Annotated in this window: 17 protein-coding genes, 1 tRNA gene and 1 riboswitch; of the genes, 3 read left to right on the top strand and 15 right to left on the bottom strand. The window is 40.3% G+C overall.

The window, feature by feature from the left end:
- Nucleotides 1-14 precede the first annotated feature (14 nt).
- The 4 genes from dapA to GMD3S_RS0201485 all read right to left on the bottom strand — a co-directional run bounded on the left by dapA (nt 15) and on the right by GMD3S_RS0201485 (nt 3,130).
- Entirely contained in the window at nt 15-950 is a 936-nt protein-coding gene (gene dapA, locus GMD3S_RS0201500; protein ID WP_000121605.1) for a 4-hydroxy-tetrahydrodipicolinate synthase, read from the bottom strand.
- Nucleotides 951-1,006: 56 nt separating this feature from the next.
- The gene (locus tag GMD3S_RS0201495; RefSeq protein ID WP_000542483.1) at nt 1,007-2,083 is read right to left on the bottom strand and encodes an aspartate-semialdehyde dehydrogenase; all 1,077 of its coding nucleotides are present in this window, start codon (nt 2,081-2,083) and stop codon (nt 1,007-1,009) included.
- Nucleotides 2,084-2,439: 356 nt separating this feature from the next.
- Nucleotides 2,440-2,512 (bottom strand) — tRNA-Thr (locus tag GMD3S_RS0201490).
- A 105-nt stretch (nt 2,513-2,617) separates the two neighbouring features.
- Nucleotides 2,618-3,130, bottom strand: a complete 513-nt coding sequence (locus GMD3S_RS0201485; RefSeq protein WP_000737302.1) for a QueT transporter family protein — start codon at nt 3,128-3,130, stop codon at nt 2,618-2,620.
- Nucleotides 3,128-3,224, bottom strand: a riboswitch (PreQ1 riboswitch). Its footprint overlaps the gene before it by 3 nt.
- 28 nt (nt 3,225-3,252) lie before the next feature.
- On the opposite strand from GMD3S_RS0201485, the gene GMD3S_RS0201480 reads away from it, so the two are divergent.
- Both GMD3S_RS0201480 and mscL read left to right on the top strand, forming a co-directional pair.
- Nucleotides 3,253-3,690, top strand: coding sequence for a GtrA family protein (locus GMD3S_RS0201480; protein WP_000733466.1), 438 nt, complete (start codon nt 3,253-3,255; stop codon nt 3,688-3,690).
- Nucleotides 3,691-3,769: 79 nt separating this feature from the next.
- Complete coding sequence (gene mscL, locus GMD3S_RS0201475; protein WP_000910206.1) at nt 3,770-4,150, top strand: large conductance mechanosensitive channel protein MscL; 381 nt, start codon at nt 3,770-3,772, stop codon at nt 4,148-4,150.
- 41 nt (nt 4,151-4,191) lie between these two features.
- Here mscL and hemH read toward each other — a convergent pair whose 3' ends face one another.
- The 6 genes from hemH to pitA form a co-directional block, all read right to left on the bottom strand.
- Nucleotides 4,192-5,286, bottom strand: a complete 1,095-nt coding sequence (gene hemH / locus GMD3S_RS0201470) for a ferrochelatase (protein WP_000709214.1) — start codon at nt 5,284-5,286, stop codon at nt 4,192-4,194.
- Between the two features lie 77 nt (nt 5,287-5,363).
- Nucleotides 5,364-6,236 (bottom strand): class B sortase, encoded by an 873-nt coding sequence (gene srtB, locus GMD3S_RS0201465; RefSeq protein WP_000858433.1) that lies wholly within the window; start codon nt 6,234-6,236, stop codon nt 5,364-5,366.
- A 75-nt stretch (nt 6,237-6,311) separates the two neighbouring features.
- A complete protein-coding gene (srtB, locus tag GMD3S_RS0201460) occupies nt 6,312-7,313 on the bottom strand; it encodes a class B sortase (protein ID WP_000695087.1) in 1,002 nt (333 codons plus the stop codon).
- A 16-nt stretch (nt 7,314-7,329) separates the two neighbouring features.
- Nucleotides 7,330-8,550: a DUF7601 domain-containing protein gene (locus GMD3S_RS0201455; protein WP_000750688.1), complete on the bottom strand. Its 1,221-nt coding sequence runs from the start codon at nt 8,548-8,550 to the stop codon at nt 7,330-7,332.
- A gap of 44 nt (nt 8,551-8,594) precedes the next feature.
- Nucleotides 8,595-9,146 carry a PI-2 pilus system signal peptidase SipA gene (gene sipA, locus GMD3S_RS0201450; RefSeq protein WP_000924791.1) on the bottom strand — a complete coding sequence of 184 codons (552 nt, stop codon included), beginning with the start codon at nt 9,144-9,146 and terminating at the stop codon, nt 8,595-8,597.
- Nucleotides 9,146-11,737, bottom strand: coding sequence for a PI-2 pilus tip adhesin PitA (pitA, locus tag GMD3S_RS0201445; protein ID WP_001026088.1), 2,592 nt, complete (start codon nt 11,735-11,737; stop codon nt 9,146-9,148). Before pitA ends, sipA begins: the two co-directional genes overlap by 1 nt.
- Nucleotides 11,738-12,095: 358 nt before the next feature.
- Here pitA and pepT point away from each other — a divergent pair, with 358 nt between their 5' ends.
- A complete protein-coding gene (gene pepT, locus GMD3S_RS0201440) occupies nt 12,096-13,319 on the top strand; it encodes a peptidase T (protein ID WP_000222030.1) in 1,224 nt (407 codons plus the stop codon).
- A 36-nt stretch (nt 13,320-13,355) separates the two neighbouring features.
- On the opposite strand, the gene GMD3S_RS0201435 is transcribed toward pepT, so the two are convergent.
- From GMD3S_RS0201435 to GMD3S_RS0201415, 5 genes are all read right to left on the bottom strand, one after another.
- Nucleotides 13,356-16,403, bottom strand: coding sequence for a pneumococcal-type histidine triad protein (locus tag GMD3S_RS0201435; RefSeq protein ID WP_000731455.1), 3,048 nt, complete (start codon nt 16,401-16,403; stop codon nt 13,356-13,358).
- 13 nt (nt 16,404-16,416) lie between these two features.
- Nucleotides 16,417-17,334 (bottom strand): metal ABC transporter substrate-binding protein, encoded by a 918-nt coding sequence (locus tag GMD3S_RS0201430; protein WP_000747439.1) that lies wholly within the window; start codon nt 17,332-17,334, stop codon nt 16,417-16,419.
- A 195-nt stretch (nt 17,335-17,529) separates the two neighbouring features.
- Entirely contained in the window at nt 17,530-20,052 is a 2,523-nt protein-coding gene (locus GMD3S_RS0201425) for a pneumococcal-type histidine triad protein (RefSeq protein ID WP_000700245.1), read from the bottom strand.
- Nucleotides 20,053-20,298: 246 nt separating this feature from the next.
- The gene (gene ptsP / locus GMD3S_RS0201420; protein WP_000138129.1) at nt 20,299-22,032 is read right to left on the bottom strand and encodes a phosphoenolpyruvate--protein phosphotransferase; all 1,734 of its coding nucleotides are present in this window, start codon (nt 22,030-22,032) and stop codon (nt 20,299-20,301) included.
- A 5-nt stretch (nt 22,033-22,037) separates the two neighbouring features.
- On the bottom strand, nt 22,038-22,301 hold the full coding sequence (locus GMD3S_RS0201415; protein WP_000146948.1) for a phosphocarrier protein HPr: 264 nt from the start codon (nt 22,299-22,301) through the stop codon (nt 22,038-22,040).
- Between the last annotated feature and the right edge of the window lie 22 nt (nt 22,302-22,323).

Raw genomic sequence — 22,323 nt, 5'->3', positions numbered from 1 at the left:
TTTTATTGTCTTTATTAGTAATCTGGTCTAAGGACACCTGTTACGGTTGCCTTAGTTGCTTCGTAGTCACCATCTACAACAACCTTGATAATGCGTTTGGCATCTTCTTCTGGTGCTGGAACTAGAGGCAGACGAGTTGGTCCAGCTTCAAATCCCATATAGTTAAGGACTGCCTTAACTGGAGCAGGACTTGGATAAGAGAAGAGGGCGTTGACCTTAGGAATGAACTGACGCTGAATAGCTGCGGCTTTCTTCATATCGCTCTCTGCAATGGCAGTAAACATTTCGTACATTTCATCTCCATTTGTATGGGAGGCAACAGAAATAACCCCATCCGCACCAAGGTTCATGGCATGGAAAGCATCTCCATCCTCACCAGTATAGACCAAGAACTCTTTTGGCTTGTGCTCAATCAAGTAAGCCATATTTGCCAAGCTGGTACATTCTTTAACACCGATGATATTAGGATGGTCAGCCAAGCGAAGCATGGTTTCTGGAGTCAATTCGACAACCACACGCCCTGGAATGTTATAAATGATAATAGGTAAATCTGATGCATCTGCAATAGCTTTAAAGTGCTGGTACATGCCTTCTTGAGAAGGTTTGTTGTAGTATGGTACAATCGCAAGCCCAGCAGCAAAACCACCAAAGTCTGCTACTTCTTTGACAAACTCGATCGAGTCACGCGTATCATTGGTACCTACACCCGCAATCAAAGGAACACGTCCATTAACAATCTTTTGTACAGCCGCAAAGAGTTCCAACTCCTCATCGTGGGTCAAGGTCGGACTCTCAGCAGTCGTTCCAGCTAGAAGAATGCCGTCTGTGTGATGGGCCAATAAATGCTCAATCAAGGCTGGAATGGCATCAAAGTTGATGGAACCATCCTCATGAAAAGGGGTAATAAAGGCTGTGATGATTTTACACTCTTTTAAATCTTGATAAGACATGAGAAACACCTCTCTATTTCAAAGAAGGAGTTCATCTGAACTCCTAAACGATATGACTATTTTAATTCAAATTTCAACTCAGCTGTTGGACGAACCAATCCACGTTCGTGAAGCGTTTCTGCAATCTGAACTGAGTTCCAAGCAGCACCTTTGAGAAGGTTATCTGAAACAACCCACATATGGATTCCTTTTTCAGCATCCAAGTCTTTACGGATACGACCTACGAAGGTATCACGTGAACCAACAGCGTTGATGGCTTGCGGATAGATTTGATGTGCTACGTCATCCTCAAGAACAGCACCTGGAAAGGCTGTGATGGCTGCTTTTACTTCTTCAATTGGAGCCACTTCTTTTGTTTCGATATAAACAGACTCAGAGTGAGCTGACAAGACGGGAATACGCACACATGTTGCAGACACTGCGATGCTGTCATCTTCCATGATTTTCTTTGTTTCCTTAGTCATCTTCATCTCTTCGTAAGTGTAATCATTGTCAGTAAAGACATCGATTTGTGGAAGAGCGTTAAAGGCGATAGGATAGTGTTTCTTATCACCACCTGAAGGCAAGATTTCTGCATGCAAATCACGAGGATTCACACCATCGTTCAAGACTTCACGAAGTTCACGTTGTGTTTCAAGAATCGCTCCCATACCAGCACCAGAGACTGCTTGGTAAGTTGAAACGATGATACGGTCCAAGCCCCATTTTTGACGAACAGGCTCAAGAGCCACCATCATTTGGATTGTTGAACAGTTAGGGCAGGCAATGATTCCGTTGTGGGCATCAAGTGCATGAGCATTGACCTCTGGAACAACCAAAGGAACATCTGGATTTTGACGGAAATAAGATGTGTTATCTACTACTACCGCTCCAGCTTGAACTGCGTATGGTGCATACTTAGCTGATGTCGAACCACCTGCTGAGAAGAGTGCAATATCAATACCCTCAAAAGCTGTCTCAGTCGTTTCTTCAATCGTAATATCTTTGTCTTTAAATTTCAAAGTTTTGCCTGCTGAACGTGCAGAAGCAAGGTAACGAATTTTATCGATTGGAAGTGTTGATTCTTCCAACATTTTTATCATCTGAGCTCCGACAGCACCTGTCGCGCCGACTACAGCAACTGTATATCCCATAAATAACCTCTTTCGGAATTTTCTAAAAATTTCTATAATAGATGTATTATACTACTTTTTACAGAAATTGAAAAGTATTTTTAGACTATATTTTCTGAAAACTAAAAATCCCTAGCCATTGACTAGGGACTAAGAGGCATCTTCATGTGATGAGCAGGTTCACACAACTCATCAAGGTCCGCTCCTGCGTTATGACCTCCTTATGCTCAATAGTAGTCCGAAGACTACCTATCGACTCATCGCATCTACTATTCTACTAGATAGAGTCACTTTTGTCAACAACCAAAACTCTTTGCTTCATTTATACAGGTAGATAAGAAAAACCTTGGTCTCCCAAGGTCACTTTGTTTCTATCATGCTAATTGCCGGGATTGAACCGGCGACCTCATCCTTACCATGGATGCGCTCTGCCAACTGAGCTAAATCAGCTTACCTAAAAAGTATACTATAGTTCTATGTTCTTGTCAAGCGCTCTCTTTTAAATTTCTGAAATGAAAAAAGCTAGATTTAGCAAGAATCTAGCTTATAAACTTCTTATTTTGTTAGATCGATTCGCTGTCCCAGTTTACCAATCAAAATCGCTCCTACGATAAGTGATGCAAACTCACCAATTCCAGTAGAGAACCATGTGAACAAGAAGGGAGCTTCTGTCAAGATATGAAGTTCAGCTGCAATGGTAATCATTGAAATGGAGAAGAGGATTGAAAAGAAGAAATGATCTTTTCGAATCAATCCGTTAAAGAGGTAATCTTTGCTGTATTTTGCAAAGAGCCATACCCCTAGACTAAGGAAAACTAGGGTAGAACCCCCACCAACAAAGACATCTATTAGGCCAAAACTACTAAATAAATTAGCAATCATACATCCAATTGTCACACCGAAAATGTATTTAGGGTTGTAAAAGGCCAAGAAATTCAGCATTTCTGAAATACGGAACTGATACGCCCCAAAACTAAGAACATTGATTGGTGGCGTAATAGTCAAAACTACATAGATCGCAGCAACGATAGCGATGTCTGCCATGTCGCGAACAGTTAATTTTTTCATGCTTTCTCCTTTAGCGGTTTCCCGCGTAAAATATGCTTGGTGAAAGAAGCTAAGCACCAAGGGTTGAGGTTATCAACCTTACTAGTATAGCACATTAGCCAGTTTTATGCTATACTAAAATCATGAAAAAACTAATAAAAGCTTTCTTTGATAACGAAATCCTCTCCTACCTATTTTTTGGTGGTGCTACTACTCTGGTTTCTATTGTATCACGTTTGGTTATTTACCATATCAGCCACCAGGAAATCCTAGCAACTGCCCTCGCTAATATTATCGGGATTCTCTTTGCCTTTCTCACAAATGATACAATCGTCTTTAAACAAGAGAGAAGGAATTGGCCAACCCGCCTGGCTAAATTTGTCTTAGCTCGTCTCTCAACACTTGGTCTCGACATCCTTTTAACTTATATCTTTGTTACAACCTTTCCTGATATTATTGGCCAGTTTGTCGAATTTAATATAGATAGGGTTAATACGATTGAAACTATCCTAGCACAAATTTTGATCATCATTTTAAACTATGTTTTCAGTAAAATCTATATTTTTAAAGGGAACAACTGACCACTTTGAGCGTTCAAGTTGCTTTTTGTCACAATTTAGGATATAATAAATTAGAAAATTAGGAAAGGAATTTATGAAAATGTTAAAGGATCTTAAAGAATTCTTGCTTCGTGGTAATGTCGTTGACCTCGCTGTCGGTGTCATCATTGCCTCTGCATTTGGTGCTATCGTTACTTCATTTGTTAATGACATCATCACTCCACTTCTATTGAACCCAGCTTTGGAAGCTGCGAAAGTACAAAACATCGCTGAGCTTGCATGGAATGGTGTTACATATGGTAAATTCTTGAGTGCTATTATCAACTTTCTCGTTGTAGGTACTGTGCTTTTCTTCGTTATTAAAGCTATGGAAAAAGCGCAAAACCTTCGTAAGAAAGAGGAAGTGGTTGAGGAAGCACCTGCTGCTCCAACTGAACTTGAAGTTCTTCAAGAAATCAAAGCTCTTCTTGAGAAAAAATAAAACAGATAAAGGATTTAGCTTAAAGCTAAATCCTTTTTTCTTTACTCTTTTGGTAACTTCCCAGCTTTTTCGAGCATTTTCTTAATTAAGTAAGGCATCTTCACATTTTCACGGCCTTTTTTCTCAATGAGCTTTTTGACAAATTCTGGCATCTGAAGGTCGTCTGTCTCCTCCATAATGTCCTTGGTAGTTGCTGAAGGCGCTAACTCATCAAAGGTTTCTTCTTCTGGGAGAAAAGCTTTAAATTCTTTGTCTTCATTGGCTCTTACAGTAGCAACTAAAGCGTCAATTAAACGGCTATCCGTATTGGGCATAGGTGGGCGATGGTAGGTGACATCTAATTCTTGACACAACTCATAACATTCCACATCATTATCGAACAAGACTTCAATGTGCTCACTGATAAAACTAATCGGGACAAAAATATAATGCTCTGGATGTTGCTTTTGTTCTCGTAAATATTCTAAGACATCTGGCTTGATCCAAGGGATTCCAATATCACTTTCGCTCTGCCAAGTATTGGTATACTGGTCGGCTGTTAGGCCGAGTTGTTCAGCAATGAGCTTGCTATTATCGAAAATCTGGTCGATATAAGGATCTCCATAATCCAAGGCAAAAATGGGAACACTGTGTGCCGAAAAGATTACCTTGAAAGATTCTTCTCCCACATGGTTCCGTAAAATTTTGCTAATCTCATCTGTCCAGAAGTCCAGCAAAGGCTGTTGTTGATACCAGTCCTTAATTACTAAAAATCGGATCTGCTGGCTTTCCAGAAACTTTTCATACCCCATGACTGAGTAAAAAGAATAATGAGGTTCCAAAATCAAGCAGATACATTCTTCAACACCATCAGCTTCCATCTGCCTGATCACGTCTGGAATAAAGGGACGAGAAAATTTGTTGGCAAAGTAGATACCATACTCCTCCCCTAATCGTTCCTTGACTAAATTGACCTCATCACGTGTAATCCGCTGCAAAGGTGTCCCACCGATAAGGACGTAGTTGTCATAGAGAGTCTGGATCTCGTGGTCTTGGGGTCTAACTCCACGACGAATGTTTGTAAAGAATTCTGCTACTCCTTCAAAACTAATCTCCTCTGGAGATCCAAAGGTCATCATCAATATTGCTTTTTTCATGTTATCATCCTTATGATATTATTTTCACTATCTATTCTATCATGAAAGAAAAAAATAGTAAACGCTTCCGACGTCTACTATTTCTTTTGTTCTTTTGTCTTTCTATCTCGTCTTATGATTAGGATGATAACGACAAGGAGTAAAATAACAATAATCAAGAGAAGAAAGGCAAGGATATAAATCCAATGCGTTGGTAGCCCTTGGTCAAAATAGCGTGTTCCTACTGCTTCCCCACTTTTATCCTGGGATGCTTTTAGTGGTGCATCCGTTATTTTAGCTAAGAGGATATGCCGTCCGTTGGTAATGTTAAGGAAACAGGTGCTTAACAAAACAATCTTGTCCGTTGAGGTCAAGGAAACATCTCGCTTGTACTTGGATTTACTTAGCAGATATTGATAGTAAGCCTGGTGTTCCTCATCGTTGGAACTCAAAGTCCGGTAAATCTCCGTGTCATAGGCATCCACTTCTAAAATCCCAAATATCTCCAGACCACGTTCACGACCATTGTAGTAGATAGAACCATAGCGATGCTTTTCAAAAAAATCTTGATCCGCAAATTTTTGAATCTCCCCAAACATAGCTCCAGAAGCCATGGAGTGACCATAAATGATGGTGTTAAAGTCGGTAAAGTTGGGGTTAAAACGATAGTCTAGGAATATAGAGCCTGACACAGTATAATCGCCAAAAGCATTGCGATCAAGGTATTTGACATTGTCCTGACTCTGCAAGAGGGGATAGTCTACCTTGGTCCCATCGAGGCTAATCCAACCACAGACTTCCTTGTTCAGGTGCTGCAAGGTTTCAAAGCCCGTACTGCTGGCATCCTTTTCAATGGGATTATAATGATCGTAGTCACTCGCAAGAACTCTATCAGCTGCATAAAGACAGAAAAAAGCTAGAAAGAGGGATAGAATGACCTTTATGGTTTTGTGACTTGTACTTGTTTTCATATTTCCTTCTTTCTCCTTTCTAGCCTTGAAAATAAAAGAGCAAGAGAGGCTGTCCCTTTCTCTTTTATTGGTAGTTTAGTCAGTAATGGTATCTGCTCCTTCTTCCTTTGCTTCTCTTCTACGACGCAAGATCAAATAGAGGATGATGAGCAAGAAGATCAATAGCAAGAGCAAGATAAATAAGATGATGTACCATATCCACAAAGGAATCGATGAGAGAAATCGTCCGAGCGACGAATCATCAAAGACACTGTAAGGAAATGGTTTTGATTTTTTCGTATGGAAGGTGTTCTTTGGAACTGTATCCGTAATCTTGGCAACTACGATATGTCTCCCATTTGTTACGTCTAGGAAACAGGTACTGAGAAGGATGATATGGTCATTTGGCCCCAGTGTAATATCCCGCTTGTGGATGGCAACCGAGAGTAAGTGATCGATATATTCTTGGCGCCGATCATCTCCATTAATACCTGGATCGTAGATGTTAAAGTCATAGGCGTCCACCTCAAGCATCTCAAAGATCTCAAGACCTTTTTCTACGCCATTATAGTAAATACTACCGTAGCGATGCTGATCAAAAAATTCCTTATCAGAAAACTTTGCTACATCTCCAAACATAACCCCATTTTCTACATGGTGTCCGTAGATGATGGTATTAAAGTCTTCGAACTTGGATTCATTTCGAGCCTCAAGGAAAATAGCTCCTGTAGCTGCAAATTCTCCCTTGGAATCTTTGTTCAGGTACTTTTCATTGTCTTTGGCTTGGACTAAGGGGTAGTCGATATTGGTGCCATAGACATTGATCCAGCCGAGAACCTCTGGATTGACTTGCTGTAGCTTGTGAAAGCCAGAAAAACTAGCAAGCTCATCCTTCTCACTGGTACTAACAGGTCTATAAGCCTCATACTCACTTGATGAAGCCTGAGAATAAACCTGATTGGCATCCCAAAGGGCGTAGAAACCAAAGAGAAAGACTAAGGCTGCCAAGAGGAGCAGGATATGATTCATCAATGCATCTACAGCAAGGACCAGACGCCTAGACAAACTCCTTTTTGGTTTCTCACGCTTGATTTTCATCGGTCAAACCACTTGCTTAAGCTTGTCTGCGTTTTTTAGACAAAACAACAAATCCAGCCAAACCAAGACCAATCATCAAGATGAAAGGAAGGTTATCAATCAAGAGACCAGTAGGGGTAACGTCTGGTAAGCTATTTGTGATAGTGTTATCGTTTGGTTTTTCACCAATAAGGATACTATCTTGAGTGAAATTTGTAGAAACTGTACCAGCTTGATTTTTTGATGCTCCGTTCTCCTTATATGCAGCTGAAGCTGTGTAACCTTGAGATCCAGTTTCAACCAATTTATAACGAGTACCAGCAGGAATTGTGTCAAACACCAAAGATTGATCGTGACGTAGTGTTATAGTCGTTTCTTGACCATAGACAAATGTTTTTGAGGTTTCACCGATTTTACCAGTGATTGATTGTGAAGTTTCTGTAGATGCTTTTGTGAAAGTAAGCTTGAAAGTAAAATCTTTTGATTTATCTGCAGTAGCACCTGATACAACTTTTTTAATTACTAAAGATTTAGCATTTGGGTCAACTTTTGAAACATTTGGTTTATTAGGGTTTGGTTCATTTGGATCTGTAATTTTACCAGCATTTTTACGATAGATGTTAGTGAAAAGATCATATTTGTAAGTAGTTCCACTTTCAGATGGTTTTACTTTACCATTCACACTTGGGGATACTTGTTTAAAATACACAGAAGAAATATATGTTCCTCCTGTAGTTTTGTTCTTAACAATAACGTGCATTTCATAGTTGCGATTATCATATGTCATAAAATCAATAGGTGAACCATTTTTTTGAATAACTTTCCAACCAACATTTTGTTTTTCAGCAACAGTATAGACATATTCACCAGCATGTGTATAGTTCACTTCTCTAAAAATATCGCCGGTTTCTTTCTTTATGCTAGTTTGTCCAGTTGCTAAAACGTCTGTTCCAGAATATGATACATTTTTATCTGTAATTTGACCATTAGAAGAATCAATCGTTTCATAAGGTGCACCATTTGATGATGTACCAGTTTTAGGGGTGAAAGTAAAAGTAAAGGTTGCTTCAGGTGTTGTAATTCCTTCCGCAATATTCAACACCTTATTAATAGAAACTTTTGCGCTTGTTTCACCAGTTGCTTTGGCAGTTGCCACATCATTATCATCCGCAAATGTTGGCACTCCTCTAAAGACCGACAAGGCGGTTACAGCTGCAATGCTTGCAGTAACTAATTTTTTCAAAAATGTTTTTTTCATGATTATTCCTTTTATTTTTAAATTTCTTTTTACATAAATTATCATCAAAAGCCCCGTCGCCTTAAGACTGTTACCACCTTGCCATGGGTATCCTGTATAGGAATGGTTCCAAAAGCACGACTATCTACAGCCGTTGTTCGATTGTCCCCGAGGACAAAGAGTTGTCCTGCTGGGACTTTCATTGGGAAGGTAGCCCCTTCCTTATAGAGCAGCGTTTCTTTGTAGATATCCTGCTCTTGTTGAGGAGAACCGTTGATGATGAGACCATTTTCGTTTATATCGATCGTACTTCCTTCGGTTGCTATGACACGCGCCACTCTTTCCTTGCCCTTATAACTATAGACGAGCAGGTCACCAATCGAATAACGTTTATCCAACCTATAGTAGACAACCAAGTCGCCATCTTTTAAGGCTGGCTTCATGCCATCGTCATTGTATCTCAATAGTCCAAAGACAAAAAAGTAAAGGGTGGCCAGTACAAACCCAACCATCAGAAGCTTACTGACTAAGTAGAGGATATCTCCCCATACACTCGGCGGAGACTTATCCCGACTGACTTGTGTTACTGTTTTCTTATGTTTCTTTTTAAGTAGCATTATTTTCTCCTATGTACCACTAGATAGCCGAGTAGGATTGTAAAGAAGATACCTCCTAGAGGAAGGATTATTCCTAACACGAGTGTACTGCTGAGGAAGTCAACTCCGGTTTCAGGTACACTATTCTTATTATTCGTGACTGTCGCGGACTTATCCCCATCCAGTTTGCCTTCTTGATTCTCATAAGATACCTGATATCCACGAGAAGAGTTTGATTCCTCTTCAATAGTGTAGTGACTATTGAGTGGAAGTCCATCAATTTTTATGGTTTGATCTTTGTTTAGATCTATAGACGCTCGACCGTTCGTAAATTGCAAAGGAATTCTTTTATTATTCACCGTTGCATTATAGGTTCCATTCAATGGACTGTTCTGAGCATCCCTGATGTTAATGGTAATCTTGAAGGATTTTAATAGATTGGCAAATACACCTGTAACTTTTTTTGTGACTGATAAACTTGGAAGCTTGTGATTTGTGACAATGGTGGTCTCGTCTTTATTCAGATCGCCCTCTTGATTCTCATATGTAACGTGGTAACCATTCGTTGATGCCGCTTCTTCTTCAACCTTGTAATGGGTTCCTCGAGGAAGATAGCTTAGAATACCTTTCCAACGTTTTCGTTTTTCGACACGGATCTCCGCTTCTCCATTCACAACAGTTATCTCGCCAAAAGTTCCATTCAATGGCGTAGAATTAGGAGAGGTTAGTTTTACCTTAATCCTAAACTCTTTGTTCAAGTTACTTTCAGCTTCCAACACTTTCTTAATCGTCAGACTTGGCAATTGTTTATAGATTACCTTGAAGGATGGTTTAGTTTCTGTACCAACATTTTTTATTTCTTTGGTAAAGGCTGGGACGTCCGGTGCAATTAAATCGTATTGATATCCTTTGGCAACTTTTTCAAAGTTCCTCGTTTCATTAAAGATATTTGTTCTAACATTTACATTAGTCTTTCGATAGTCTTGATTATCAGGACCTCCGTTCTTGTTCTTTTGAACCAGTTTCAGTTCAACATTACTCGGTTGATCAGCTGTAATAACAGTTCTCGCACCCGTCACACCTTGCCATTCAACTTCCACTGGTACCGTTAATGGATCTGAAGGCTTAAAGGTTGGGTTGTCAGAGTATTCTTTGGTCTTGGTTTGAGAGGTGCCTATTCCATAGGAATAGGTGACACTGGCACCTTTATTGGAGTAGAGTTTATTGACATCAGAACCTTCAGCATCACCAGCCTCTAGTTTTTTATCACCAGCAATGGCATCCAAAGCATCTTGACTAGATGTAACTTTAAATTTTAGTACATATCTAGCGCCATCTTCCAAGGAATAATTAGGAGAAAAATTAGCTGTAACCTCCACTAAACCTTCTGAACTTGTCTTGGTTTCAAAAGTTACTTGCTCGTTGCTTAATGTTTCACTGCTACCATCTTTCTCTTTAACGACACGAAACTCTGACGATCCGTTTGGTAATAGCTGGACATACTTAGAAAGAACATCCTTGATGGTCACGTGGTGGATTCCCAGTGGCAGAATCTTATCAGTAATATCTTTGAAACTGTCTTGTAACTGGTCTTCATCATTTGCAGAGAATATTTCATTTGGAATGGAGGCATTATGTTGCCTCATATAATATTGCAGACTGGTAATACTGTCGACATTGTTTGAATAACGAAATTTAATCGAATAGAAACCATCAAGTGTTGGAGCCAAGCTATATGATAGACTATTTAGATTATTATTTAATCTATCCCAAAACCACTGGGGAGCTGTTTCGATATTAGGATCTTCGTTATTGTAGTTATATATAGTGTAACCATTGGCATCGTAGACCATATTCGCAAAGCCATCTGAAAGCAAAATAACGACTTTCTTAGCATTAGATCTTGCACTTCCCATTAACTGGTTGGCCAAGGTTAATCCAGCCCCAATATTGGTCCCGGTACCAATACCTGACTCAGTACCAATGGAATTACCTCCTGCAATACTCATGTTGTATACCGCTGTTTTAGCAGCACGAGCATTGTTACTCCATCCTAAAATCGTGTTAGCATCATCCCATGGTGAAACGCCATCATAGTATTTTGTCATCCGTTCATAGGGCCAGTATGGTCTAAAAAGTCTCCATTTATTTCCATCCCAATACTGATCATTCTTTTTATTGTCAATTTTCCCACCAAATCCTACCATAGATAAACGGTTATTAGAATTGGATAGAATGGTATCAATTAAGCCCTTACGACCATTTGTTCCTTTTAGAGTATTTTTCAATGCGTCAATCCGACTGATCGTCCGTCCATCAAAAGATTGGACATCCTGATTCTGCATACTTCCTGAGAGGTCTGCTACTAAAACAACATCCAAGGGATCCGTTTGGGTTTCCGTTCCCAGTTTGGACGTGATATCCAATGACAACTCATACTTGTCATCCTGTCCCGATATCGGAGTAATTGTCTTGTGAAGGGTTGTCTGAGGTTCTATAGTAGAATCAGCATTTAACAGGCTTATCGGAGCACACAAAAAGAGAATAGCTAACAGTGTAACTAAACGGCGCGCAATAATTTGAACTTTCTTAAAATCGAAGCGAATGTTCATTTTATTCTCCTTAACTAGAATGTACTAATATTGTTACTATATCAATCTAGGACATTTACAAGATAATTGTACAATAAAGTTCACGCAGTGTCAATTAATATGATTAATTTTATATTATGTTAATTAATAAAAGAGTATGATTCTTCTTTGTCTTTCAAACTATTCTATGGTAAAATGAAAAAAGAATAAAAAAATCTCATAAAATATCAATGCATATATTTTATTCTAGAATATCCAAAATTTCATTTAAAAGTCTATTGAATTTGAATTATTATATTTTTTCAAAATTCATGAAATTTTCTGAGTAAGGTTTTTTCCGAAGTTTGCATTCTATTTTATGATTGTTAAAGGAGTTTTTATGACTTATCCGAACCTTTTAGATCGTTTCTTGACCTACGTTAAGGTCAATACGCGTTCTGATGAACACTCTACTACTACTCCAAGTACGCAAAGTCAGGTAGATTTTGCGACCAATGTTCTTATTCCTGAAATGAAACGTGTCGGTCTGCAAAACGTCTACTACCTTCCAAATGGTTTTGCTATTGGTACCTTACCAGCTAATGATCCCAGCCTTACACGCAAGATTGGCTTCATCTCCCACATGGATACTGCTGATTTTAATGCTGAGGGAGTTAATCCACAAGTCATCGAAAATTACGATGGTGGAGTTATCGACTTGGGTGATTCTGGATTTAAACTCGATCCTGTTGATTTTAAGAGTCTTGAAAAATATCTAGGCCAAACCCTCATCACAACTGATGGCACGACCTTGCTGGGTGCTGATGACAAGTCAGGGATTGCTGAGATTATGACTGCTATTGAATATCTGGCTGCTCATCCCGAAATCAAGCATTGTGAAATTCGTATTGGTTTTGGCCCTGATGAAGAAATTGGCGTTGGTGCCAATAAATTTGATGCAGATGACTTTGACGTTGACTTTGCCTATACTATTGATGGTGGTCCGCTAGGTGAACTTCAATACGAGACTTTCTCAGCAGCTGCTGCTGAGCTTCATTTCCAAGGGCGCAATGTTCATCCTGGTACTGCAAAGGGTCAAATGGTCAATGCCCTTCAGCTAGCGATTGATTTTCATAATCAACTTCCTGAGAATGACCGACCTGAACTGACAGATGGTTACCAAGGTTTCTATCATCTTATGGATGTGTCAGGTAGTGTTGAGGAGGCGCGTGCAAGCTACATCATTCGAGATTTTGAAAAGGATTCCTTTGAAGCTCGTAAAGCAGCTATGCAGTCTATTGCTGATAAGATGAATCAAGAGCTTGGGAATGATCGCGTTATACTCACTCTCACTGACCAGTACTACAATATGAAGGAAGTCATTGAGAAAGACATGACACCCGTTACCATTGCTAAAGCTGTTATGGAAGATTTAGGTATCACGCCAATTATCGAACCAATCCGTGGCGGAACAGATGGCTCTAAGATTTCCTTTATGGGAATTCCAACTCCAAATATCTTTGCTGGTGGTGAAAACATGCATGGACGTTTTGAATACGTCAGCCTTCAAACTATGGAGCGTGCGGTGGATACCATCATTGGCATTGTATCTTATAAAGACTAAAAAAGACGAGGTAGCTCAGCTACTTCGCCTTTCTTTTTATTCATTTGGTTGAGCACTTGTCTCAGACTCACTTTGCGCTTGCTTTTCTGTTGGTTTAGAAGCAGCTGTTTCACTGTCTTTCTCAGACTTAGATTGGCTATCAGTTTTACTTGCTTTTGAACGGAGTTCCTGGTTCAAGCTAATGATTTCTTTAGCTAGAGTGAGGAGGCCTTCTTTATCACTGCTTTTGGCTGCAAGTTGATCAAATAGGCCATCAACACGTTCAAAGTCAGTATCGGATCCTTTGTTATCCTCTAAGTACTTGTGAAGAGAGAGCAAGATATTATAGAGTTTTTGGTAGATAATCACCGTTTGTGGATCTTGTTCTGCTTCTTTTTCTTCTCGTTTGATAGTCGCTGCAATGCGATTTAAAAGATCCTCAAGTTGTGTTTTAGCTTCGTCAAAGTCTGCATTTTCTTTTTCTGTGGCTGCTTTGATATTGGCTGCTTCTTCAGCTAGGGATTGTTTGACACCGTCTTCTTTGACACGTGCTAGGAGTTGAGCAGCTTTAGTTAGGAGAGCATCCACTTCTTCCTTCTTAACATGGCTAACCCGCTCTTCTGGCATAAAATCACCGTAGAGTTCTTTTAGGAATTCATAGATGGCTGTCTTAGCAGTTTGACTATCTACTTTTTCCGTATCTAGAATAGTCTTACCAACTTTTGTAGAAACGGGTTCTTCTTTGAGAGCTTCTTCTACTTCTAGCTTAGTTTGGTAAATAGTTGGGAATAGCTTGTTCAAGTCGGTTGCTTTGAGGAAAGATTGTGACTGGTAAAGTTCCCATGTCAACTTGGCAACACGGTTACGTAGTTCTTCTCTGAGTCGGCCATCAGATACATGTTCGTAGAAGTACTTGATGTACTCTACTGTTGTGACTCCTGTCCGATCGCGGAAATCTTGCAAGGCTTGAAGTTTCGCTTCCATCGCATCCAACTCTGTATCATCTTGTGCTAACTTCGCATCCTGCAAATGTAGCAAGAGATCCTTCTTAGGCAAACCATAAGCATCTGTATCCAGTGTATTGATCTTATCTACTAGGGCTTGGTACTTCTTATCTAAAGGTGAAATTTCAACCGGTGCCACACTTTGATCCACATGGATATACTGTTTATCAAAGAGATCCAAGGCTGCTAGATATCCAGCAGTTGAGTTTGTTGCCAGTTTTTTCATATTCTCGGTGAATTGCCCCAAAGCAAGTTCAACACGTCTCTGCATGATTGGCTGGTCTTTGTAGAGACTTCTGCTATCTGCTAAAAGTTGATCCACCTTAGATAGAACTGTTTGTTCATCAAATGCTCCAGGTTGATAGGTCGATTGTAGGGCCGGAATCTTATTTTTCAAAGCTACTTCATAGCCATTTGTCTGAACCTTAATGTAGTGATTGTGATCACCGTGAGGAATCACAAAGCTACCATTCTCTACTTGCAAACTATAAGGAGACACCCCATCACGTAGGGCAGTCGTATAAAGTTCATTTAGGAAATCCAGTTCTGGATTTCCAGTTTGGAGAGGAATACGAACATGTTCTTTTCGAACAGCATAAGGATGGATATGGGTTGGATCATAGGCTTGATCCGGATTTCCAAAGACAAAGAAGCCGTTTGAAATACGAATCGCTTCGAGCGGAACCCCGTAGGTCTGTGAGATATACTTGATTTTTTCTTCATCGCTAGCATCTCTTGAGAAACTTTCCACAGTCTTTGCAAGTGGTTGAACGTGCTGAGACTGATGATTTTCTTTCAAGTGATCTTGGGCAGCTTTGATTTGGGCTGCAGTCAAGTCCTTCTTAAAGAAATAATGAGCGTGATCTCCATGAGAAACTACAAAACCTTGCTCATCTTCACTAATAACACGGTCAGCTGCAAAACCATGATCATGTTCTTCACCGTGGTGGTGGTCATGCTCCTCTCCATCATGGTCATGGTCTTCATGGTTGGTATCCTGACTTCCATGGTCACCGTCTTGGTCATGATGATGATCTGGTTGAGCTGGATGTTCTGCTGGTTTGCTTGGATTTTCCAAAGGTGTTGGCTTCCCACTGTCGCTAGATAAAGGAATCATACGTGCAATCTTTTCTTCCAAGGCAGAAAGTTTTGTATATGGGATGAAATGATAGTGATTTCCGTGTGGAATCGCTACGCCACTTGGTGTTCTGCTCGAAATCTTAGCAGGGTCAAAAATCAAGCCATCTGATTCAGCATAACGTTGACTACTTGGAAGAGCATAGAGTTGCTGCAATAGACTTTGAAGACTCTCAGCTTGATTACTTGGTGTTTCAGCCTGTTGACTTGGGTTGGTAGTTTGACCAGTTGCGTTTGGACTAGGACGATAGTCCGTCACAGTCGGTTGTTTTCTAGTTCCAGAAAGGTAAGCTTGAGCAGCAGCTAATTCGCTAGCAGACAAGGAACTCTTTGGAATGTAGTGGTAATGTCCACCATGAGGAACGATATAAGCATCACCAGTATCCTCTATAATATCAGATGGATTAAAGATGTAGCCATCGTCGGTAGTATAACGGCCTTGTGATCGCGCAAGTGTCACTGCACTGTTAGAAGTTGGTGCATCGTGAGTATGACCTTGTTTTTGGCGTTCAATTTCGTCCTTCGTACGAATATTATCAGCATGAGCCGCATCTTTAAGGTAGACATAATACTTACCATCAACCTTGATAATGTAGCCACCTTTGATTTCATTGACAATATCAGCATCTTTCAGTTGATAATTGGCATCTTTCATCAACAGTTCTTCGCTGAAAATCGCGTCAAAAGGAACTTTACCATTGTAATAATGGAAATGATCACCATGTGAAGTCACATAACCTTGGTCTGTGATTTTCACGACAATTTGTTCAGCCTGAATGTCTTCTTTTTTGCTAACTTGGTCTGGTGTCTGGGTCTCTGTTTTTTGAGAGTCTTGCTTCCCATCGACATAAGACACACGATTTTTATCTTTGTTTCCTTCTACCTGGTGTTGGTTCAATGCATAGATGCAAAGGCTTAGGGAAAGGACAAGAGCCGATCCTGCTGCAAGGTATTTCTTCTTCATTTTCATCATCTCCTCATTTTAATTCTTCTGCAAGAACATTCATGTTTTCTTCTAGATTTTCTAAGTAAGTTTTGTCATTTTCAGGATCTGCTTCTAAAGGATTGAGGGTCTTTAGGCTAACTCCTGTTGATTTGACCAAAGTCTCAGCGACTTTAGAAGAAGCATTGCTCTCAGTAAAGATGGTTTTAACCTTATAAGTCTTAACGAATTCTTGAATTTCTGTTAGTTGTCTCGGACTTGGCTCTTGTTCAGGTGAAATCCCTGCTATACCAAGTTGTTTCAAACCAAAGCGTTTAGCGAGATAAGAAAAGGCTGTGTGTTGTGTAACAAAGGTCTTTTGACTCGCTTTTTCAAAAATAGGCTGGTACTTCTTAGTCAATTCTTGGGCTTTAGCGATAAAGTTTTTAGCATTCTTTTGATACGTCTCCTTATTAGCACTGTCAATCTCCGAAAGTTTATCCGCAATAATCTGCGCCTCTTCGCCTGCTTTTTCAGGATCTAACCAAGTGTGAGGGTCATAGAGCGTTTTTTCATCAATCCCGTCACCAGCTTCTACATCTTCCAAACCCGGTACACGCTCCAACGTCATCCCTTCAGAAGCTTCTAAAACCTTAACTTTTGAATTTTTCAAGTTAGGATCTAGACTTCCAGCCCAAGATTCGAGCGTATGAGAGTGATAGACAAAGACATCCGCATCATAAATGGCAGCAATGTCATTTGCTGATGGTTCAAAGGAGTGAATCCCACTACTTGACTGAATCATCCGTACATCATTCAAGTCACCTGATACCTCTTTGACCATGGCATAGATTGGGTAAAAACTTGTGACAATCTTCATCCCTTTTGATTCTTGTTTTTCTTTTTGGCTACATGCTCCTAAGACAAGAATCAACAGACTTGCCATTAATAGTAGAATTGTTCTTTTTTTCATCATTACTCCTTAACTAGTATTTAACCATTTAATTAACTAGTAAATAGTTTATCTTTATTTACACTATATGTCAAGATATTTTTCACATTTTCATGAAAAAAATGAGAACTAGAACTTACATTCTATTCTCATTTTCGATTTTAACTTTTCTAGTTCTCCTATCCTGTTTTTAGGATCTAGAAAATGCTTCTACCTTTACTTGCTCTCCTTTAATAAAGCCAACAACTTTTCAGCTTCAGCCATAATGGTATTGTTATCCTGAGCACCAAATAGCAGGTTATTTTTTAAGCCAGTGAGAGTTTCTTTGGCATTGGACTTGATAATGGGGTCTTGGATCTTTGCAAGTAGCTCTTCAGCCTCTCTCAACTTCGCTTCAACCTTTTCAGTCTCGACCTGAGGTTCTTCTGGTTCCTCTGGTAATTCTTCTTCCGGCTCCTCAGTTGGTTTTGGAGATTCTGGTTTCTCACTTTGAGGCTTCTCTTCGCGCGGCTTTTCTTCCTCAGGTTTGTCTGCCCGAGGTTTCTCTACTGATGGTTTATCCGTATGATTGTTATCAGCTTGACCATTTTGGTTTCTTTGAACATGGTCACTTGCATTTCCCCAACCACTATCTGAATGCGGACGTTCGTTTGGATGTTCGACATAGTACTTCACAGTCGCAAAGAGATCTTCTAGACTATACCCCTTAGGTGCCTCATAAAGTCCTTCGTCAAACCACTCAAATTTGATGTTATGGTAATGATCATAATGAGGAATGATTAAACTACCGTTTTTAACTTCCACGGTATGTTGGAGATTGTAAGGCATACGATCAAGAGGCACCTTCTTAGCTGCTTTCACGCGGTTGTAGATAGCTTCTGCTCCTTTAGTCTCTGTATTTCCTGTCGAAGGAGGTGTTAAACCTTTCTCTTTAGCATAAGCCTGGGCTGCCACTCTTTCGGCTTCAGACAAACTATCTTTCTTAATCCAATGACTATGGGTCATATGTGGAGTTACATAGGCATCCCCCTCATCACTGGTGATATCACGGGGATCAAAGATATAGCCATCTTCTGTTGTATACTTGCCTGCCAACTTGGCTACCTGAATCTCATCATCAGTGTAGGCAATTTGCGCATTTGGTTTTCCTAAACGTTCTGGATGACGAATCGGTGCGAGAAATGCAAGTACATCTTCGACCAACTTAACTTTATCACTGCTTTCATCATTTAAACGTTCCAACAGTTTATCCAAAGCGTCAAAATCAACTTTACGACCTTTATTAGCAAGTAAGTCCTGATGAATTCTTGCTAGTAAATCATAAGCCTTATTGTAAAATCCTCGATCACCAGATGGGAGGTTGGTTTTCTTAGCTCCGAGTTTATGAGACAAACTTTCTTGCTTGGCTAGTTTACTATCAATGGCTGCTGCAGTTTCTGCTGAAAGTTCCTTGGCAGGAATATAACGAGAGATTCCATTCTCCTCAAATACATAGCCATCAGCTACTTTTCGAATCACCTGTTTAACCAATTTTTCATCAATTGGATTGCTTGGAGTTGGTTGAGGAGTTGGTGCAGGTTGTGGGCTTGGACTAGGTTCCGGAGTCGGTTGTGGACTTGGTTGTTCTGGTCTTGAATCCGGCACCCTATGGCTCGAACTGTACTGTAGAGGAATAATACGAGCGATTCGTTCTTCCAATTCAGACATCTGTGTATAAGGGATGAAATGGTAATGGTTCCCATGAGGCACAGCAACTCCTCTAGCTGTTCGACTTGTAATCTGTGCTGGGTCGAAGACAAGGCCATCAGATTCTACGTGTCGTTGGCTGAGCGGCAAGGCGTAAAGTTGTTTCAGAAGGCTATCAATATCCTCATCACTTTGACTTGCTTGACTATCGTCACTACTGTTGTTAGATGTGTTCGTGTTCGTATAGCCACTGCCTTGGTTATTATAGGATGGGCTCCATCTATCTACATCGCTGCTAGCACTGTTGTTATTGGTACGGCGATAAGTAGGCGCCTTTGATTGGCCACTTCTACCAGATAGGAAGGCTTCTGCAGCAGCCAATTCGCTGGCTGATAACTCATTCTTAGGAATGTAATGGAAATGGTCACCATGAGGAACGATATAAGCATCACCAGTATCTTCAATGATATCAGAAGCATTAAAGATATAACCATCATCTGTGGTGTAGCGTCCCTGTGAACGTGCCAAGGCTACAGCACCATCGTTTGCTGAAGTTCCTCTTTCACGATGCTGACTATGTTCTTGTTTTTGCCGATTGATTTCTTCTTTTGTACGGACATTATCCGCATGGGTTGCATCCTTAAGGTAAACATAGTATTTTCCATCTACCTTGATAACATAACCGCCCTTGATTTCACTGACAATATCCTCGTCCTTGAGCTGGTAGTTTGGATCCTTCATCAGCAACTCTTCACTGATGATGGCATCATAAGGGACCTTCCCATTGTAATAATGATAGTGGTCGCCATGCGAAGTGACATAGCCTTGGTCTGTTATCTTGATGACGATTTGCTCCGCGTTAATGCCTTCTTTTTTGCTGACCTCATCAGGAGTCAAATTCTCCGTTTTTTGTGCCGCCTGTTTTCCATCTATATAGGAAACACGATTATTTTCTTTGACTGTTCTAGCTTGATACAGTCCCAACTCGTAAGAACAGACACTTAAAATTAAAGCTGCCGCAGAACCAGCAAGGTATTTTTTATTAATTTTCATTGAAACTCACTTTCTTTTTTGATATTTCTATTTGCAATTCATTTCTAAATTGCAGAAACTCCTCTCTATTAATTAACTGGTTAATAGTTTACTCCTAAATTTGCAACTTGTCAAGAATTTTATGAACCAGTTAAGTATTTTTTTATTCTTCACCGCTACTTTCTCTAGAATGGACTTTATATAAAAAAGATTTTCTTGAAAATTCTTTAAAAAAGCCCCTGCAACTGAGTTGCAAGGACTTTTCGATTAATCAAAATTAACGTATTCTTTTTGAAGTTCAAGGACTTCTTCCATTGTTGAGCATTCTGTAAGGGCACGGTTTGCGTACTCTTCCATCTTAGCTGTATCCAATTTCTTCATCAAGCTACGCGTACGAAGTACAGATGTTGCTGACATAGAGAACTCATCCAAGCCCATTCCGACAAGAAGTGGAACAGCTTGTTGATCACCAGCCATCTCACCACACATTCCAGCCCATTTCCCTTCAGCGTGAGCTGCTTTGATCACATTGTTGATCAAGCGTAGGATTGATGGGTTGTATGGTTGGTAAAGGTATGAAACTTGTTCGTTCATACGGTCTGCTGCCATTGTGTATTGGATCAAGTCGTTTGTACCAATTGAGAAGAAGTCAACTTCTTTAGCAAATTGATCTGCAAGCATGGCTGCTGCTGGGATTTCGATCATGATACCAACTTGGATATTATCCGCAACTGCAACACCTTCAGCAAGAAGGTTTGCTTTTTCTTCGTCAAAGACTGCTTTCGCTGCACGGAATTCTTTCAAGAGCGCAACCATTGGGAACATGATACGCAATTGACCGTGAACAGACGCACGAAGAAGGGCACGGATTTGTGTGCGGAACATAGCATCTCCAGTCTCAGAGATAGAGATACGAAGGGCACGGAATCCAAGGAATGGGTTCATTTCGTGAGGCATATCGAAGTAAGGAAGTTCCTTATCTCCACCGATATCCATTGTACGAACGACAACAGGTTTACCGTTCATTCCTTCAAGTACAGCCTTGTAAGCTTCGTATTGCTCGTCTTCTGTTGGGAAGTCTTGAGAATCCATGTACAAGAACTCTGTACGGTAAAGACCAACAGCTTCAGCACCGTTGTCATTGACACCTTCAACGTCTTTTGGAGTACCGATGTTGGCAGCCAATTCAAAGTGTTTGCCATCAGCAGTTACTGTTTTAGCATCTTTCAAGAGAGCCCATTCAGCTTTTTGTTTCGCATAAGCTTCACCAGCAGCCTTGAATTCAGCCGCTTGCTCATCAGTTGGATTGATAATAACCTCACCTGTGATACCGTTAACGGCAAGAATATCACCGTCTTTAACGATTTCAGTGATGTTGTTTGTTCCCAATACTGCTGCAATTTCAAGTGTACGCGCCATGATAGCAGAGTGGCTTGTACGTCCACCAATGTTGGTTACAAAAGCTTTTACAAAGTTTTTGTCCAATTGAGCTGTATCTGAAGGAGTCAAGTCATGCGCAATCACAATCACTTCTTCATTGATAGAAGCTGGGTTTGGCAATTTTTTACCAAGGAGGTTGGCCAATACACGTTTTGTCACGTCGCGGATATCCGCAGCGCGTTCTTGCATGTATGGGTTGTCTTCCATGCCTTCAAAGATAGTGATAAACATGTCTGTTACTTCTTTCAGACCTGCTTCTGCATTCACTTTCTTCGCACGGATTGTTTCCTTGATTTGGCTGATCATTTCTGGGTCAGCAAGAACCATTAAGTGAGCGTCAAAAACTTGAGCTGCTTCTTCACCGAGCGTACCTACTGCTTTCTCGCGAATAACAGAAAGCTCGTCTTGTGATGCCTGTAGAGCGGCATCAAGGCGAGCTTCTTCTGCGTTTGTATCTTCGACTGTAATAGTCTCAAATGACAAATCCGGTTGAACGAGTAGATATGCTTTTGCAACTGCAACACCGTCAGATGCTGCGATTCCTTTAAGCATTTCTGTCATTTTCCTTATGCCAATCCTTCTTTTTCCATAGTTTCAGTGATAGCAGCGATTGCGTCGTCAGCATCTGCACCTTCAGCTGAAATTGTAACGTCAGCACCTTGGCCAACACCAAGACTCATAACACCCATGATAGATTTAAGATTTACTGATTTACCTTTGTATTCAAGAGTGATATCTGAAGCAAATTTGCTAGCTGTTTGAACCAACAATGTTGCTGGACGCGCGTGAATACCTGTTTCTGCCACTACGTGGAAATCTTTAGAAGCCATAGTTTGACTCTCCTTTAGTTAT

Origin of the sequence: Streptococcus sp. GMD3S (genome assembly GCF_000298695.2) — a bacterium.
In the GTDB taxonomy this organism is placed as follows: domain Bacteria; phylum Bacillota; class Bacilli; order Lactobacillales; family Streptococcaceae; genus Streptococcus.
The sequence above is the reverse complement of the archived record's forward strand: the minus strand, read 5'-3'. Positions and strand labels throughout refer to the sequence as shown.